We start from the raw sequence: 17,186 nt of genomic DNA on the forward strand, positions 1-17,186 counted from the left end.
TATTTGGCACTCTTCAGACTCCCGCTCCAAACATGCTGCGTTTGAGGAACTGACCATCACCGGGGCTGCCGACGTACTTGCCTTCGTCAATCACCACCTTGCCGCGCGACAGCACGGTCTTGGTCACGCCTTTCACTTTCATCCCTTCATAAGCGCTATAGTCGACGTTCATATGATGAGTCGCCGCCGAGATTGTCATCTCGTCGTTCGGATCAAAGATCACGATGTCGGCGTCCGATCCCACCGCGATCGTGCCTTTGCGTGGGAACAAACCGAAAAGCTTCGCGGCAGAAGTTGAAGTCAGCTCGACGAAGCGATTCAAGCCGATCTTTCCGCCTGCCACCCCGCCGTTGTAGATCAAGCTCATGCGATGCTCGACTCCCGGCCCGCCGTTTGGGATCTTTGTGAAGTCGTCGCGGCCAAGTTCCTTCTCCTTCATGCAGAACGGACAGTGATCGGTCGAGATGACTTGCAAATCGTTGCCCTGAAGCCCTTGCCACAGCTTGTCCTGATTCCACTTCTCGCGCAGCGGCGGAGTCATCACCCACTTCGCGCCCTCAAAGTCTTCGCGCTCATACAGCGAATAGTCCAGGAACAGATACTGCGGGCACGTTTCGGCATAAGCCGGCAGCCCCTTGTCGCGCGCTTCGCGCACTTCTTCAAGCGCGTCCGCACAGCTCAAGTGAACGATGTACACCGGCGCGTCGGCCATCTCTGCTATCGCGATCGCGCGGTGCACGCCTTCGGCTTCGGCTTTTGTAGGCCGAGTCAGCGCGTGATACTTCGGCGCGGTTTTGCCCTCGGCGAGCGCGTGCTTGATGATTTCGTTGATTACTATTCCGTTCTCGGCGTGCATGCAGATCAAGCCGCCCCAATTCCCGGCGTTTTTCATCGCGCGAAAGATCGTGGCGTCGTCGACGAGGAACACTCCCGGGTAAGCCATGAACATCTTGAAGCTCATCACTCCTTCGTTGATGAGCTGGCGCATTTCGGGCACGCGCTCGTCCGGCAAGTCTGTGGTGATCAGATGGAAGCCGTAGTCGATCGCGGTCTTGCCTTCGGCTTTCTTGTGCCAGTTGTCGACCGCTTGAATGAGCGATTCGCCGTGATACTGAACGGCGAAGTCGATGATCGTGGTCGTTCCACCGTGGGCGGCAGCTACTGTGCCCGTACGGAAGTCATCGGAAGCGAACGTCCCCCCGAACGGCAATTCCATATGAGTGTGCGGGTCGATGCCGCCGGGAATAACGAGCTTGCCTGTCGCGTCGATCGTGCGCTCGGTTTCCATATCGAGCTTCGCGCCGATGACCGCAATCTTTTCGTCTTCGATGAGGATGTCAGCGTGATAGTTATCAACCGCTGTTACGATGTTTCCATTCTTAATCAGTGTCTTCATGGAAGAGATCTCCGTTGTCGGTTTCCAGGGGTTCAATGACCGACGTGTCGTACGGCTTGTGCACTCGCTCGATGGCCTCGACTATCGACTCCTCGGTGGCGAGTACGGGCTCGATTCCGTAGCTGTCACTGAAGTACGTTTCACAGACTTCGCCGGCACGCGACGGATCGCTCATTGCAACGACAACTATATTGCCGGTGTATTCGAGCGGAATCGCTTTGAGCTTCACAGAGGCTTCATAAGGCATCATCCTGGCAATGTAGCAGTCATAGATCGCCTCGAAGACATCCACCACCGCCGGGAGCCGATAGCGATTCACCAAATCGGCAAGACCGGGCGGTAGCTCAATGCTTCTTCGCGGTTCAATGCCGAGACTTCTCAAGGCCGCGACTAAGCGCGGTACCGCTGCCCGGACACCTGTAGACGAAATCGAAACCACCGGGCAAGAGGCGAACGCCTCGGTCCATTCAGGCCGAATTCGCCGGAGCTGCTCCCGGGTGAGGCTCCTTAGCACAACGATGAAATCTTTTCCGCATTTGCGAGCCCTTTCGATATCGCCGGCGAGCCAGTCGCCAGACGCGAGAGACTTAGAAATGATTGGGATGACCGCACCCGCTTCCGCGATTCTTCGCTCGCACTGCCCAACCAAAGAAGCACCGCCGCAGCCATCACGCCACCGATACCACGTGAAGTAGCCGGCTATCTCGAGCTCCCGTGCGATTTCATGAGCCGTAGTGAAGGCCTGCTCGTCGTAGGTAATGACAACGTAACCCACCGGTTAGCCCGCTCCAACACTCAGGAGTGATCAAGAACGACAAAGCAACGAATCGAGTGCTTCCGCCACTCTTTCTCGCGCTTCATCAAATTAGCCTAGGCAGGCCCATTAAACAACGAGCGCAGTTGTGCGTCAACGTCGAGCGCTCTTGCTTTGCTGCGGGTCTGGTTCGGGCAGTCGCCGGAATAGCCCCACTTTGACTTTCACCATTAGCCGCTCTTGGTTAGAATGCTCTTCCTCGGGCTACCCGGCTTGCCGGCCGGCCGGCCGGCGCTAATTCTCGGAATCATGTCTTCAATGTGGAGGGTTTGAGCAATGATCCCGAAACAAGTTCACGACGCCAAGAATCACCCAATGGATCGCCGCTCCTTTCTGACATCTGCTGCTCAGATGGCCGGTATAGCTGCGGCAAGCGCACTCGTGCCCGGCGTCGTGACCAGGAGTTTTGCAGATACCGCGAACGGCACGACCGCTAGTGTCACAACGAACGCAGGAAAGGTTCGTGGGCGGATCGTCGACGGCGTGAACGTCTTCAAGGGAATTCCCTACGGCGCGCCGACCGGCGGCGCGAATCGGTTTATGCCGCCTCGGCCGCCCGAGCCGTGGACGGGTGTGCGCGAAGCCTTCGAATTCGGGCATTACGCTCCGCAGTCCAACCGGCCGCGCGGCGATAAGCAGCGCCAGTTCTTCCGAATCCTGGGAGCTACCAAACCCAACGATGCGAGCGAGGACTGTCTATATCTCAACGTGTGGACGCGAGGAGTAAACGACCGGAGAAAGCGGCCGGTGATGGTCTGGTTTCACGGCGGCGGCTACGACCAGGGAACGGGCGGCTCGATTGGCTACGACGGCGCCGGGCTCGCTCAGAAGCAGGATGTCGTCGTCGTTAGCGTGAATCACCGTCTGCACGTCCTCGGCTACGTATTTCTGGGCGATGCCGCAGGGTCGGAATTCGAAGCCTCCGCCAACGCTGGCCAGCTCGACCTTGTAGCCGCGCTTCAGTGGGTTCGCGATAACATCAACGCGTTCGGTGGCGATCCGAACAGGGTGCTGATCTTCGGACAGTCGGGCGGCGGCGGCAAGGTCTCGACGCTCTTGGCCATGCCCAGTGCGAAGGGGCTCTTCCATCGAGCGGTCATTCAGAGCGGCGCAACTCTGCGAGGCGGCCCGCGCGACGCGGCGACAAAGACCGCCGAAACCCTGATGAAAGAGCTTGGGTTGAGCAAAGGTCAGGGGCGTGACCTGCAGAACGTACCGCTCGACCGACTGATGGACGCTGGGAATAAAGCCCGCTTTGGGCCGGTGGTTGATGGTAAAGTCCTGCCGGCGCATCCATTCGATCCGGTTGCGACTCCGGTGTCGGCCGGCGTGCCGGTGATCGTCGGCTACACGCGAACCGAGCGCACGGTGTATGAGATTGATTCCCCGGATTACGGCAAGCTGGATGAAGCGGGACTGCTGGCAAACGTCAAGCGCGTGTTGGGCGATGAAGCTGGAAAGGTGATTGCCGTTTATCGCAAGAAGTATCCGAGAGCCACGCCGTATGAACTCTCGACGAACATCACGGGTGACGCTGGTGCCATGAATTCCATACGGCTTGCGGAACGCCGCGCGGCCTTGGGCAAAGCGCCGACGTACCTGTACGTGTTTGCCTGGGAGACGCCGGTGATGGGACTACGCGCGCCGCACACTCTCGAGATCCCGTTCGTGTTCAATCACATCGACGTCAGCGAAAGCATGGTGGGACCGGTGAACGCTGGGATGCGCAAGCTCGAAACGGCGAGCGCGGGAGCGTGGGCGCAGCTTGCTCGTACCGGAAATCCGAATCACAAAGGGCTGCCGAATTGGCCGGCATACACGACGGACAAGCGGGCCGTGATGATCTTCGACGCGCCTTGCCGCGTCGAGAACGATCCCACTGGTGAAGTCAGACAGATCATTGAAAAGCGCGGAGGAAACAGCGGAGGGGTGCTACCTGCCCCTGGCAGCAAGTAGTGCCTTAGTCGGAGAATCGAAATCGAATCAAACCACATTGGAGGAAAACTATATGAGAGGCTCACATAACTTGATCAGACTGCTGGCCCTGGTCGGCGCCGTGGTAGTGTTCGCGGGAACGGTCAGCGCCCAAGAACAACCCTTCCGGTTCGCGGGGACCACCTGCACCGCGACTCCTTACCTTCATTGTCCCGACAGCGAGTGCTCAGGGGCCATTGTGGTTAATCAAGGAAACGTGGTCGAGATGAAGACGCGCCGCACGTACTTCCTCGATTATCCGTGCGATCTGAAGAAGGGCGAGAAAGTCACCTTCATCCTCAGTCTGCACGGCGGCGGCTCGTACGGGAACTGGCAGCGCAACTATTTCCCGATCATGGACTACACGAACAAATACCGACTGGTCATCGCTACTCCGAACGCCCCGACGCGGGCATGGTCGGCGGCCGACGACGAGTACTTGCAGAACATCGTCAACTTCGTCATCGAACAGATCGGCAAAGAGAACATCAATGCCTTCTGGTTGGCCGGACACTCGCAGGGCGGCATGACCTCCAACCGGATCGTGCGCACGGACTTCTTTAAGGATAAGGTCGACGGTTGGCTCAGCCTGTCGGGCGGTCGCTTGGGCGGGAACCCCGGCCGCGGCGCGACGTTCGCTCCCACTGGCGCTGGAGCTCCGGGCGCAGCCCCGGCTGCTGCTGGCGCTACGCCGGCGGCTCCTGGCAGTGCGCGCGCTGGTGCGCCGGGCGCTAGTCCCTCGGGCCCTCCCGGTATGGCAGCGTCCATGGCAGCCTTGCGCGAGCCTCCGGCCGCCGATTTCTCGTTCATCTACGAGACGGGGCAGCGCGAAATGGATGACAAGGGAATACCTGAGACGTCGGACTGGGCTAAGAAGTACACCTGCGGCGCTCGGAGCAACCCGCAAGAAATCGTTGACACCAAGGCCGGCTACGTGTTCGACAGCACCCGTCTGAATCAATTGCGTCCGGGCTGGGGACTGCTGCCTGGGCCCGGCAAGGCCCAGGTCTACGTCTATCCGGACTGCAAGGACGGCAGGATAGTTGCCGACGTCGTGCGCATCGACAAGGGACACACCGAAGGGCTTGAGCCGAAAGTCACCGAAGAGCTGATTAAGCTGATGCTCTCGGCAAAAGGCGGCAAGCTCCAACAGGCGCGTTTGCCCTGAGCGGACAGGTTCGTTCAACTAGCGAAGACTCAACGACGGAGAGATCGAAGCGTTGAAGACCAGGAAATACAGGAGTGTGATCAACTGTAAGCGTCACCCCGTAAATAGGAGAATATATGCTACGACGGACTGTTCTCGCTCTAACACTGCTTGTGGGTTTGTCTTTGGCTGAGACAGCGATAGGTCAGTCGCAAAACCAACAGGCGTCTGCCGCGCCAGCAACCAGGAACGACTACAGTGATGGCAAGACGTGGCTGTGTAGACCTGGACGGCAAGACGCTTGCGCGGTCGATCTAACCACAAGCGTCGTCGCTGCGGACGGCAAGCTGAAAGTCGAGAAGTGGTCTGGAAATCCGAAGGCCCCGATCGATTGCTTCTACGTTTACCCGACCGTCTCGAATGACCAGACGCCCAACAGCGATATGAACGCCGGGCCGGAAGAGCTGGCGGTGATCAAAGCTCAGTTCGCGCGATTCGGCTCGGAGTGCCGGGTGTTCGCTCCGCTCTACAGGCAAGTGACGTTGACCGCGCTGCGTGCCGGCATTGCCGGCAAACCGATGACGGTCGATCGCGCGCTTGGATACAACGACGTGGTTGATTCGTGGAAGTACTATCTCGAGCACGACAATCAGGGGCGCGGTGTCGTGCTGATCGGGCACTCGCAAGGCTCAGGCGTGTTGACGCAACTGATCCGCAACGAGATTGACGGCAAGCCGGTTCAAGAGCGCCTGATCTCAGCTCTGCTGCTGGGCACGAGCCTGCCGGTGCCGAAGGGCAAGGACGTAGGCGGCGCGTTCAAACAAGTTCCCGTTTGCCGTTCGGCGTCACACACAGGATGTGTCATCGCTTACGCTTCGTTCCGCTCCAACGTGCCTCCTCCGGCGAACAGCAGATTCGGTCGGGTGAGAGAAGAAGGAATGGCAGCCGTGTGCGCGAACCCGGCGGCGCTGGGGGGCGGAAGCGGCGCGTTGCACTCTTATCTTGGGTCCGCCGGACGCGGCAACGGATCGTCTGCGGACCCTCGCCCATGGGTGACGCCGCCGCAACCGATCAACACGCCTTTTGTGAGCGTGCCCGGACTGCTGACGGCCGCGTGCGTATCGAACGAGAAGGGTTCTTACCTGGAGGTCACGGTGCATGGCAATCCGGCGGACGCTCGCACCGATGACATCGTCGGAGATGTGGTGGTAGGCGGGCAGGTGCAGGCCGATTGGGGTTTGCACTTGATTGACGTGAACCTGGCGATGGGCAATCTGGTAGAAATAGTTCGCCAGCAGTCCAAAGCTTATCTCTCGAACAAGAAGAAGAAGTAGCAAGCAGGATCGAAAGGAAGGTTGATATGTGGAAGCCCTTTCTAGTCTCTGGAGTGCTGGTCGTCCTGGTAGCTTTGGCTCCCGCGTGCAAAGACAAAACCGAAGCCCCCACGACGAAACCCGACCCGCCGGCGACACCCTCCCAGATTCGAGCGGCTGACTACGGGCAGTTTGATGCGAATCGCGTCGAGGCTTTTCTGGCGAAGTTTAGGAAACTGACAATGCAGATTGCCGGAGAGCGAACTAAGAAGCTTGACGATCTGATTCGCGAAGCCGGGCTGAGTTTGGCCGACAAGATTGAATCCCTAAAAAGACTTGCGCCGCCGGGGGCGACCGGCCCGCGGGATGAGCTGCGTGTGGAACGCCTGATCCTGTCGGTTGCTCCGGAGGAGCTGGTCTTGTTCAAGTTTGCGCTCGAGTACGACGGCGACTACAAGGATCTGGTGGAGTATGTGTTCCACGATGTTGACGACAAGGAGAGGCGGACGCGAATTATCGAACACTTTCGACAAGCGCCGGCGCAGATCGGCGTCAAGGTCCTGACGGACGTCGATGACACGATGTTCGCCAACCTGATTGAGAAGCGGTATCCAAAGAGGACTTTATACCCGGGCGTGCTGGAGTTCTACGATTCCTTAAGGCATGAGCCCTTCGAGGCCAACCCAACTCCTATCACGACCCTCTCGGCAAGACCCAATCCGATCGGCCTCGGGTTGGAGAGCGCTAGCCTAGCCAGCCTGATCAAGTTCACGAATGGCAAACTCCGTCCGAGCGGGTTATCCGGAAAACTGAAAAGTTCAGTGTTGGGGTCGCTTGAAACCATTGTGCGGGCACATCAAGATCATCTTGAGAAGCTGTCGGATAAGATCCCCCATGGCCAGGAGGACAAGATCGGACAGGTGAAGTTCTCGAATTTCTCTGAGTTCGCACAAGTCTATCCGGAATATCGTTTTGTTTTTGTCGGCGACTCGGGACAAGCTGACGCGCTGACGGCACAACTGATGGTCACACAGAATTCAACCGACGAGGCATCGAGAGTGCTGACCACTTTTATTCATGACATCAGACGATCTGAGAGCGACGCGGAGTCGGCGAGTAACTCGTTTGCAAGTCTTCTCCAGCACCAGGATCTCTTAGTGAGCGAGACGTCGGCTTCTGGTCGAGGGGTAATCGTCTTCAGAAACTATATTCAAGCGGCCGTAGTCGCTTACACTCACTCGGCGACCCTTGGGGATCTGGTCACCGCCGAGGAACTAGCAACAATCACCAAGGCGGCGCTCGAGCAGTTTCTAGAGATCGTTGGGAAGGAAACCGGCGATGCTTTTGGACGACTTCGAGAAGAATACCGGCAGGACGCTGAAAGGGCATACCAACTCTTGATGAGCGCGAGTCCGAAGCCATCGGCCGTTGGAGACATTCGCCGCATATTGGATGAAAAGTTCTAGGAGGCTGGTCTGATTTGGACTGCGGCGGCAAGGTACGCCGCGACGCCGCTTTTGCTGACGATTCCATTCGAACCCAAAGCGGCGTCGCGGAGTACCTTGCCGCCGCAGTCCAAATCAGACTCCTGAAACCGAACGACGAGCTTCTTTCGAGGAGAGATAGGACATGACTACGAAGAGAACTGAACCAGATATGGACGGTCCCTTCGGCAAGGCGAGCCGGCTGACGGGTGCCAGCACGGAACTTCGGTAGTGTCCTGATCTTGGTTGCAACCTTGCCCCTCCAAGGCGAGTATTAGACTTTGCCGAATCGGACGGCTGCTAAATCAAGGGACCTGAGACCCAGTTACACGGAGGAATGCAATGCGATCGTTGAAGCACCTGCGCGTGTTGATGCTGTGCCTGCTCATCATCAGTTTGGGCGCCGTAGCGGTCCGGGCAACTAACGGTGTACGAAAAGGTGAGTGGCGCTTTTATGGCGGCGATCAAGGCAGCGGCAAGTATTCGCCTCTTGATCAGATCAATCGGGAAAACGTTCAGAAGCTGAAAGTAGCGTGGAGCTGGGATTCGCCGGACCTCAAAGTCGTCGAGCAGAAGTCGAGGCTCTACACGCTTGGTCATGAGGCTACGCCGCTGATGATCGGAGGAGTGCTCTATATCAGCACGTCGTTGAGTCAGGTAGCCGCGATCGATGCCGCGACCGGCAAGACGATTTGGGTCTACGATCCTAAGAGCTACGAGACCGGACAGCCGACCAACCTTGGCTTCGTGCATCGCGGCGTGGCCTACTGGACCGATGGCAAAGCGGATCGAATCTTCATCGGGACCAGCGATGCCTATTTGATAGCTCTCGATGCCAAGACCGGCCAGCCTGTTGCGAGCTTTGGCGAGAACGGAAGGGTGGATCTCACCAAGGCCATTCCGCTCGCAGTCAGAGCGCGCAACTACGCGGTCTCGTCTCCTCCCATGGTCTGTCGTGATGTGGTGCTGGTCGGCGCTTCGATCAATGACGGCCCCGTTAAGAAAGAAGCGCCGCGCGGGGACATTCAGGCGTTCGATGTCCGTACCGGCAAACCCGCCTGGATATTTCACACCGTTCCACAAGCGGGCGAGTTCGGCAACGATACCTGGGAGAACGATTCGTGGACGTACACCGGCAATACAAACAACTGGACGCTGATGAGCGCCGATGAAGAGCTGGGCTATGTCTACATTCCGCTGGGCACGCCGACCAACGATTGGTATGGCGGGCACCGGCTGGGCAACAACCTCTTCGCCGAAAGCCTGCTCTGCCTCGACGCCAAAACCGGCAAGCGAGTTTGGCACTATCAGACGGTCCATCACGGAGTGTGGGACTATGATCTGCCGGCAGCGCCGGTGCTTTGCAACATCAAGGTAAACGGCAAGCAGATCAAGGCAGTCGCACAGATAACCAAGACCGGATTCTGTTTCGTCTTTGACCGAGTGACCGGTAAGCCGGTTTGGCCGATCGAAGAACGGCCAGTTCCACAGTCGGTAATTCCGGGAGAGCGGTTATCGCCGACGCAGCCTTTCCCAACCAAGCCCGCGCCGTATGAGATCCAGGGTGCGACCGAAGACAATTTGATCAATTTCTCTCCGGAGCTTCGCCAGGAAGCGCTCGCGATCCTCAATCGATTCGATCACGGCCCGCTGTTCACTCCGCCGACGGAGAAGGGGACAGTCAATCTGCCGGGATGGGGCGGCGGCGCTAACTGGTGGGGCGCGGCGTTCGATCCCGAGACGGGGATGTTCTACATCCCATCCAGCACAGGTCCAATCGCCGTCAGGTTGAGCACGCCCGATCCGAATCGTTCGAACTTTCGGTATGTGCGTACATACGAAGGTACGGGCTTGTCAGTGGCCGGACCACGCGGACTGCCGCTGTTCAAGCCTCCCTACGGCCGAATCACCGCCGTTGATCTGAACAAGGGCGAACACGTCTGGCAGGTTCCTCACGGCGATGGTCCGAGACAGAAGGTGAATGAGATGCTCGGCAACGGCAAAGACGTAGGACCGCTCGGCGCGGGCGGCGGCGGACCATTGCTGACCAGGACGCTGCTGTTTGTTGGACAGGGCAGTGGAGGCCGCGGAGGCGGAAGCGGCGGCGCCGCGAACGTCTTACGCGCCTTCGACAAGGCCACCGGCAAAGTTATCGCCGAGATCGCTCTTGCGGCCAACCCACACGGAACGCCGATGACTTACATGACAGGCGGCAAACAGTACATTGTGGTCGCTACGTTTGACGGCCGGTTGGTGGCGCTCACTTTATAGGGCCCTATAGGTCATATATGTCCTATTTATCCTGAGGAGGATTTCGATGGCTGGAATGACAATCAACGTCAACGGAAAGGACCGGACCGTAGATGTCCATCCTGACATGCCGCTGCTGTGGCTCTTGCGCGACACGCTCGATCTGACCGGCACCAAGTTCGGTTGCGGAATGGGACTGTGCGGAGCGTGCACCGTCCACCTCAACGGCGCTGCGGTGCGCAGTTGCCAGACGACTGTGAAGAGCGCCGCCGGTAAAGCGGTTGTGACTATCGAAGGGCTGAACGCGAAAGCCGAGCATCCGGTGCAGGTGTGCTGGCGGCAAGGCAACGTTCCGCAGTGCGGCTACTGCCAGAGCGGCCAGATCATGGCTGCTGCCGCGTTGCTCAAGCAGAAACCGAAGCCGACCGACACTGACATCGACACCGCGATGCGTGGCAACATCTGCCGGTGTGGGACCTATCAACGCATTCGCCAGGCGATCAAACAGGCAGCGGAGGTGAAGAAATGAACCGAATCGATCTGGTTACCCGCCGCACTTTTTTGGGCGGCGTCTTCTCCGCCGGCGCCTTCGTGCTAAGCGCGCAGCTCTTGCCGCTCGAGGCTCGCGCAGCTTCAGGAACAACCGCGGACAATGCCGCCTGGAACCCCAGCGTCTATCTTGGAATCGAGCCGGACGGAACCGTCGTGATCGTCGCGCATCGGTCCGAGATGGGAACCGGTATTCGCACCGGGCTGCCGACGATTGTCGCCGACGAACTCGAGGCCGACTGGGCGCGCGTGAAAGTCGAGCAAGCGCTCGGCGACGCGAAGTACGGCTCGCAGAACACGGACGGCTCGTGCTCGATTCGCGATTTTGCCGACGCGATGCGTGACGCGGGCGCCACCGCGCGGATGATGCTCGAAGCTGCAGCCGCCGCAAAGTGGGGTGTGCCGGTTGCTGAATGCAAAGCGCAGAATCATCAAGTCGTTCACACGCCGAGCAAACGCAAGCTCGGCTACGGCGAGCTGGTGGCGCTTGCGGCACAGCAGCCCCTGCCTAAGAAAGAAGAGCTGAAATACAAACCCGCGTCGGAGTATCGCTACATCGGCAAAGACCTGCCGGCCGTTGACCGCGATGACATTTGCGCCGGCCGCGGGACCTTCGGTATCGACGCGCGCATGCCGGGCATGGTTTACGCGTCAATCGAGCGCTCGCCTGTGCTTGGCGGCAAACTCAAAAGCTTCGACGATCAGGAAACGCGCAAGGTGCCCGGCGTGCAAACTACGGTTGTCATTCCGAGCTTCAAGCCGCCGCACGGCTTTCAAGCGCTCGGCGGCGTCGCGGTAATCGCCGACAACACCTGGTCGGCAATGAAGGGCCGCGAAGCTTTGAAAGTAGAATGGGACGCCGGCGATAACGCGAGCTATAACTCGGCGGCCTTCAAGCAATCGCTGCTCGAGACCGTTCGCAAACCGCAGAAGGTTGCGCGCAACGTGGGCGACGTGGATGCCGAGTTCGCGAAAGGCGGCAAGACTCACGAGGCTGAATACTATGCGCCACACTTGTCGCACGCGCCGATGGAACCACCGGCGGCTGTTGCTGAGTTCAAAGACGGCAAGGCAGTGATCCACGCCGCGACTCAGAACCCGCAAGCGGTGCAAGACACGGTCGCAGCGGCGCTCGGGATTAACAAGAAGGACGTCGAGTGTCACGTGACTCTGCTCGGCGGCGGCTTCGGTCGCAAGTCGAAGCCTGACTACGTCGCGGAAGCCGCGCTGCTTTCGAAGGCAGTCGGCAAACCGGTCAAGGTTTCGTGGAGCCGCGAGGACGATATTCGCTTCGACTACTACCACACGGTTTCGGCTATGTATGTCAAAGCTGCGCTGGACGAGAAGGGCAAACCAACCGCGTGGCTGCAACGCTGCGCATTTCCGACGTTGATGTCTACGTTCAGCGCGGCGGCGAACTCGGCCAGCGGCGGCGAGCTGGGCATGGGCTGGACGAATCTGCCGTTCGACATTCCGAATCATCGCGCCGAGAATGGCCCGGCTCAAAACCATCTGCGCATCGGCTGGCTGCGTTCGGTCGCGAACATCCAGCACGCGTTCGCGATTCATTCTTTCGTGGATGAGCTGGCGCAGCTTGCAAAGCGCGACTCGGTCGAGTACCTGCTCGACGTGCTTGGCAAGCCCCGCACGATTGATCTCGGGCAACGCGGTCCACTTGCCGCTAAGTATCCGCTCGACACCGGGCGGCTGCGCAACGTGATCGAACTGGCGGCCGAGCGATCCGGCTGGGCGAAGAAGAAGCCAGCCAAAGGCCGCGCGCTTGGGATCGCCGCGCATTGGAGCTTCCTGACCTACGTCGCAGCCGTCGTCGAGGTTGAAGTAGATGACAACGGAAAGGTCCGCATCCCGCGCGTCGACATGGCGGTTGACGCGGGTCGTGTGATCAACCCCGATCGGGTGAAGGCGCAGTTCGAAGGAGCGGCGGTGTTCGGCTCGGGCATCGCGCTGATGAACGAAATCACCGCGACGGCGGGCGCGGTTAATCAATCGAATTTCCACGACTACCAGGTCGCGCGGATGAACGAGGCGCCTATCGAGACGCGCGTTCACCTGGTGCAAAGCGATGCGCCGCCGGCGGGAGTTGGAGAGCCGGGGGTGCCGCCGATGGCCCCGGCGATTTGCAACGCGATATTTGCCGCGACGGGCAAGCGCATTCGTGAATTGCCCATCAAGAAGAAGCTCGCGTGAGGCTTGGAGCGCGAGCCTGGGAGCGCAGGCATCCGTGCTGGGTCGTTTCGGCTAACGGCTATTCTCTTTGTAAAGGGAGTCTCGATCAACGCCGCGCTCGCGGGATCATGGCGCTGGCGTCCTTGCTTTCTCGCTTACGATTTCTTCTCGGGCAGACGCGCGACAAAGCTCACCGAGCGTTTGTAGTCCTTACCGTCGAAGGTGGTTCCGTCTTCGTCGCGGCCCTTCACTACTCCATTCTCGACTGTGTAATCCTTGAGCGTGTTAATCCCGGAGGTTTGAAAGTTGCCCGGGTGATACATGACCCAGAAGCCTTTCCCGACCTTGTACTGCAGCCCGCGAGCGCCCTCTGGGAACTGCCCATACTCCTCAAAAGCTTTGGCCTGGGCTTCTGCCGAGATAGGCGTATCGGTCACCAGCAGCAGGACCGCATCCTCTCCAAACATTTTGCCATGCCCTGCATATGCATACTTGAGTGTCACCGTCTGTCCTTCAACGATGATCGTTCCGCTCGCCTCGCCCTCTCGCAAGGCGCCGGGCGCGCTCGCTTGCTGCTGCGTCGGCTGGCTCGGTTGATTGCCCGCGCTCGGAGTTTTGCCCGAGTTGTTATTGGACGCCCGCTCGTTTGTAGAACAGGCGGTGAGCACGAGCAATAGAACAAGAGTGAGTGTTCGTCTCAAACTTCGGGTCTCCTTATCGGATGTCTTGTCTGCCATCAAAGGGTCGCAAATGCCCCGTCGAGAGCTGCGGCCAGTTGATCGATGTCCGACTTCGACGCCACCAGCGGCGGACCCATGCGGATCACATTGCCGTATAAGCCGCCTTTGCCGATCAATACGCCGCGGCGCCGCGTTTCTTCAAACACTCGCAGCACTGATTGTGGATCGGGTTCCTTGGTTGTCCGGTCCTTCACGCACTCGATTGCTTGCATCAACCCCATTCCGCGAACGTCGCCTATCACCGGGTACTTGTCTTTCAACTCTTCAAGCTTCGAACGCAAGTAATCGCCGACCACCCGCGCATTGCGTGGCAGGTCGTTCTCTTCTATCACGCGAATCGTGGCAAGCGCCGCCGCGCACGTCACCGGATTTCCGCCGAATGTCGAGAACGAAAGCCCCGGATACTTGTCGGCGACCTCGGGAATCGCGGTCGTGCACCCTATCGGCGCGCCGTTGGCCATGCCTTTCGCAAAAGTCATGATCTCCGGCTCGACCTCCCAATGCTCGATCCCGCACCAGCGATCGCCTGTCCTTCCCCAGCCCGTCTGCACTTCGTCGCAAATGAAGATGCCGCCGTAGCGCCGAACAATCTCGGTCACGACTTTGAAGTAGTCCTTTGGAGGAGTGATGAACCCGCCTACGCCGAGGATCGGTTCGGCGATGAAAGCAGCGATCTGTCCGGTGGTCGAAGTTTGTATCAGCTCTTCGACATCGCGAGCGCACTCCATCGCGCAGGTCTCAGGCTTGAGGTTGAAGGGACAGCGATAACAATACGGCGCGTGAGCGTGGACGATGCCGGGAACAATCGAAGGACCGTGCTTCCACGGCGCGTGCCCGCTCGCGGTCATGTTGGTGACCGAGCGTCCGTGATACGCATGCCGCAACGCGACGATCTCTGTTCGACCGGTGTAGATTCGCGCGAGCACCATTGCGGTCTCATCAGCTTCGGTGCCGCTGTTGGTGAAGTAACTCTTCTTCAGATTGCCCGGCGTGATGTGGGCGACTTTCTCCCCGAGATCGGCCTGAGGCAGATTGATGTACAGCGTCGAAGTGTGAGCGATTCTTCCAACCTGCTCGCTGACGGCTTTCACAACTTCGGGTCTCGCGTGACCGACGCTGGTCGTAAGCACGCCGCCGAAGCAATCAAGATAGCGATTGCCCTCCGAGTCCCACACGTGCATGCCTTCGCCGTGTGACAACACGAGCGGGTGCTCGTAATAGGGGGTGGCGCACGGCCAAATATATTCTTTCTGCTTCGACACTAGTTCGGCAGTTGGCATAGTCTCAGTCGCGTTTTTGGCTGTCATGAAGGCCTCCGGTTAGACACGAGTTCATCGAGGGAAAGCAGGGACAATTAAACAACAGACCCAATGTAGCGTCAATGCTGCGCCCATTCGAGCGGCCGGCGGACAGGGTCAGCGGACAAACAGCCGCGATGTCCTCGCGCGATCGACTCCTTGCGTTGGACACGCGTCAGCGGATGGTAACTTCCAGCTTGTAGTCGGCGATCCCCTTCGCCGGGATAACAACGATTCGGTATTCGCCGTTCGATTCGAGCTTGCCGGACCACTCGGTTGACCGGCAGGCCATCGTGTAGTCATCGATGATTATTTCGAACGCAGCATTGTTCTGCTTCGAGGTGATGCGTACCGTCATCGTCTGCTCGGCCGCAGCCCGAACCGCGTACTCGACGATTGTCTTAGCCGTTCCAGTCAAGATCGCGGAATCCTTCCCGCGCTCAAAATGAACTGCCTTCGCGGTGGCGTTGCCTCGAAAGTTTCTGCGCGCCGCTCTTCCCGTTTGCGCGAGCCTGTGACCGCTCAAGCGATATGCTGTGGTTTCGATGAAATCGACGCCAATCGCTCTGCCGGTCAGAGTTCCGAGCCGCTCGACCTTTACCAACTCGCTTTCAATTCTGACACAGCGTATCGTTCCATTCGCGCGGTCGCCTCCGCCAAGTCGCGCAAGCAATGCAGGCTTCCCGTTTTGCATACCGTAGACGAACCCTTCACTGAACTGGCCGGTGCCGCCCGTGTTGCAAGTTGTCAGCACGACGGCCTCGTCTCTTCCGTCTCTGGTCAAGTCGCCATAGTCGATACTCCGAATCTCAAAGTTCAGCGCGTTGTCGGGGTCGCTTCTCGAGAATGAACCGTTGGTCACTTTCACCGCTTCGCTTTTCCCCGGCGTGTCGACTTCCAGGCAAGAGGGACGATAGGTGAAGTTGCGAAAGTCGACCCGGTGAATGTCGTTCCCGGCGGCGCGTTGCGGCAAACCCGGGGCTGCGCAACAGACTAGCAGCACCAGCGCTGCTATCACCGAACAAAAGCTGATCGGACTTTTCTTCATGGCTCCCCAATCACGCCTCAACGCGCAGCGCCGGTCTGTGTTTTGTCCATCAGCGCTGTATCAGCCGCGCGGGTATCGGCGCAAAAAGCCCGAATCAGTGTCATCCGTGTCGCGCGGGCGGCGTCAAAGTGTACATTAACATCGAGTCCGCAGGAGGAGAATGAATTCGTTACTACGTGACGTTGACGAGAACTTCTCCAACACTTAGCTTGATAGCAGATGAGACTAGTAGTCACTTCAGATTGTCACGGCAGGTTGAGCCAGGCTCGGATTCCCCAAGGCGACGTGTTGATTCTCGCCGGAGATCTTCTGGCTAATCGCTCCGGCGATCCGGACATAGACGCTGCTTTTCAACTCAACGCGATTCGCGAGCTTGATGACTTCTGCGGCGCTCTCCGTTTCAAACATGTGCTGCTGATCGCCGGAAACCACGACTGGGTCTTCGAGCGCTACAAAGACGCGCACCGCGTGCTGAAGAACATTGTCTATCTTGAAGACAGCGGGACAGAGATCGACGGGATGAAGTTTTGGGGCTCGCCTCATCAGCCGTGGTTCTACGATTGGGCGTTCAACCATCCGCGGAACGGCCCGGCGCTGGCGCACTACTGGAGTCTGATCCCGGACGACACCGATGTGCTGATCACCCACGGGCCGCCTTACGGCATCCTCGATCTCCCTTTCGGTAGCGGTGAGCCCGCGGGCTGCGAACTATTGCTGAACCGAGTGCGAGAAGTGAACCCGCGCGTTCACGTCTTCGGTCACATCCACGGCTCATACGGAAAAAAGCAGATCGGCAGGACGCTTTTTGTGAACGCGTGCCTGTGCAACGAAGCGTATGACCCGGCGAACCCGCCTCAGGTTATTGACCTTTGGCCCGATGGTAGAGTCGAGAGCAGCAGCTAAGTGTTCGCGAACCAGCGCGAGGGTGGGGGTCAGTTTGAGTTCAGAGTTCAAGCTTCAGCTTGCTTCTCACGTTCAGGCGGCGG

The 17,186-nt window shown here is 59.0% G+C and carries 13 protein-coding genes; 8 read left to right on the forward strand and 5 right to left on the reverse strand.

Annotation, left to right across the window (positions count from 1 at the left end; all coding sequences use genetic code 11):
- Positions 1-13 precede the first annotated feature (13 nt).
- Together hydA and AABO57_18570 are read right to left on the reverse strand one after the other, a co-directional pair.
- Positions 14-1,396 carry a dihydropyrimidinase gene (gene hydA / locus AABO57_18565; protein MEK6287725.1) on the reverse strand — a complete coding sequence of 461 codons (1,383 nt, stop codon included), beginning with the start codon at positions 1,394-1,396 and terminating at the stop codon, positions 14-16.
- Positions 1,380-2,171 carry a TIR domain-containing protein gene (locus tag AABO57_18570; GenBank protein MEK6287726.1) on the reverse strand — a complete coding sequence of 264 codons (792 nt, stop codon included), beginning with the start codon at positions 2,169-2,171 and terminating at the stop codon, positions 1,380-1,382. Before AABO57_18570 ends, hydA begins: the two co-directional genes overlap by 17 nt.
- A 315-nt stretch (positions 2,172-2,486) precedes the next feature.
- Here AABO57_18570 and AABO57_18575 point away from each other — a divergent pair, with 315 nt between their 5' ends.
- The 7 genes from AABO57_18575 (at position 2,487) to AABO57_18605 (ending at position 13,135) form a co-directional block, all read left to right on the forward strand.
- Positions 2,487-4,166, forward strand: coding sequence for a carboxylesterase/lipase family protein (locus tag AABO57_18575; GenBank protein MEK6287727.1), 1,680 nt, complete (start codon positions 2,487-2,489; stop codon positions 4,164-4,166).
- Positions 4,167-4,218: 52 nt separating this feature from the next.
- Positions 4,219-5,352, forward strand: coding sequence for an alpha/beta hydrolase (locus AABO57_18580; protein ID MEK6287728.1), 1,134 nt, complete (start codon positions 4,219-4,221; stop codon positions 5,350-5,352).
- Positions 5,353-5,468: 116 nt separating this feature from the next.
- Entirely contained in the window at positions 5,469-6,665 is a 1,197-nt protein-coding gene (locus AABO57_18585; protein ID MEK6287729.1) for a DUF3089 domain-containing protein, read from the forward strand.
- A gap of 26 nt (positions 6,666-6,691) precedes the next feature.
- Positions 6,692-8,110 (forward strand): hypothetical protein, encoded by a 1,419-nt coding sequence (locus tag AABO57_18590; GenBank protein ID MEK6287730.1) that lies wholly within the window; start codon positions 6,692-6,694, stop codon positions 8,108-8,110.
- A gap of 360 nt (positions 8,111-8,470) precedes the next feature.
- Positions 8,471-10,399, forward strand: a complete 1,929-nt coding sequence (locus AABO57_18595) for a pyrroloquinoline quinone-dependent dehydrogenase (protein MEK6287731.1) — start codon at positions 8,471-8,473, stop codon at positions 10,397-10,399.
- 46 nt (positions 10,400-10,445) lie between these two features.
- Positions 10,446-10,907 (forward strand): (2Fe-2S)-binding protein, encoded by a 462-nt coding sequence (locus AABO57_18600; protein MEK6287732.1) that lies wholly within the window; start codon positions 10,446-10,448, stop codon positions 10,905-10,907.
- On the forward strand, positions 10,904-13,135 hold the full coding sequence (locus tag AABO57_18605; protein ID MEK6287733.1) for a molybdopterin cofactor-binding domain-containing protein: 2,232 nt from the start codon (positions 10,904-10,906) through the stop codon (positions 13,133-13,135). Before AABO57_18600 ends, AABO57_18605 begins: the two co-directional genes overlap by 4 nt.
- Before the next feature lie 134 nt (positions 13,136-13,269).
- Here AABO57_18605 and AABO57_18610 read toward each other — a convergent pair whose 3' ends face one another.
- The 3 genes from AABO57_18610 to AABO57_18620 all read right to left on the reverse strand — a co-directional run bounded on the left by AABO57_18610 (position 13,270) and on the right by AABO57_18620 (position 16,200).
- Positions 13,270-13,815 (reverse strand): hypothetical protein, encoded by a 546-nt coding sequence (locus tag AABO57_18610; GenBank protein ID MEK6287734.1) that lies wholly within the window; start codon positions 13,813-13,815, stop codon positions 13,270-13,272.
- 35 nt (positions 13,816-13,850) lie between these two features.
- On the reverse strand, positions 13,851-15,161 hold the full coding sequence (locus AABO57_18615; GenBank protein MEK6287735.1) for an aspartate aminotransferase family protein: 1,311 nt from the start codon (positions 15,159-15,161) through the stop codon (positions 13,851-13,853).
- A 166-nt stretch (positions 15,162-15,327) separates the two neighbouring features.
- A complete protein-coding gene (locus tag AABO57_18620; protein ID MEK6287736.1) occupies positions 15,328-16,200 on the reverse strand; it encodes a hypothetical protein in 873 nt (290 codons plus the stop codon).
- A gap of 219 nt (positions 16,201-16,419) precedes the next feature.
- On the opposite strand from AABO57_18620, the gene AABO57_18625 reads away from it, so the two are divergent.
- Positions 16,420-17,103: a metallophosphatase domain-containing protein gene (locus AABO57_18625; GenBank protein ID MEK6287737.1), complete on the forward strand. Its 684-nt coding sequence runs from the start codon at positions 16,420-16,422 to the stop codon at positions 17,101-17,103.
- Positions 17,104-17,186 lie beyond the last annotated feature (83 nt).

The sequence above is a fragment of the Acidobacteriota bacterium genome, from assembly GCA_038040445.1.
GTDB classification, from domain to species: domain Bacteria; phylum Acidobacteriota; class Blastocatellia; order UBA7656; family UBA7656; genus Onstottus_A; species Onstottus_A frigus.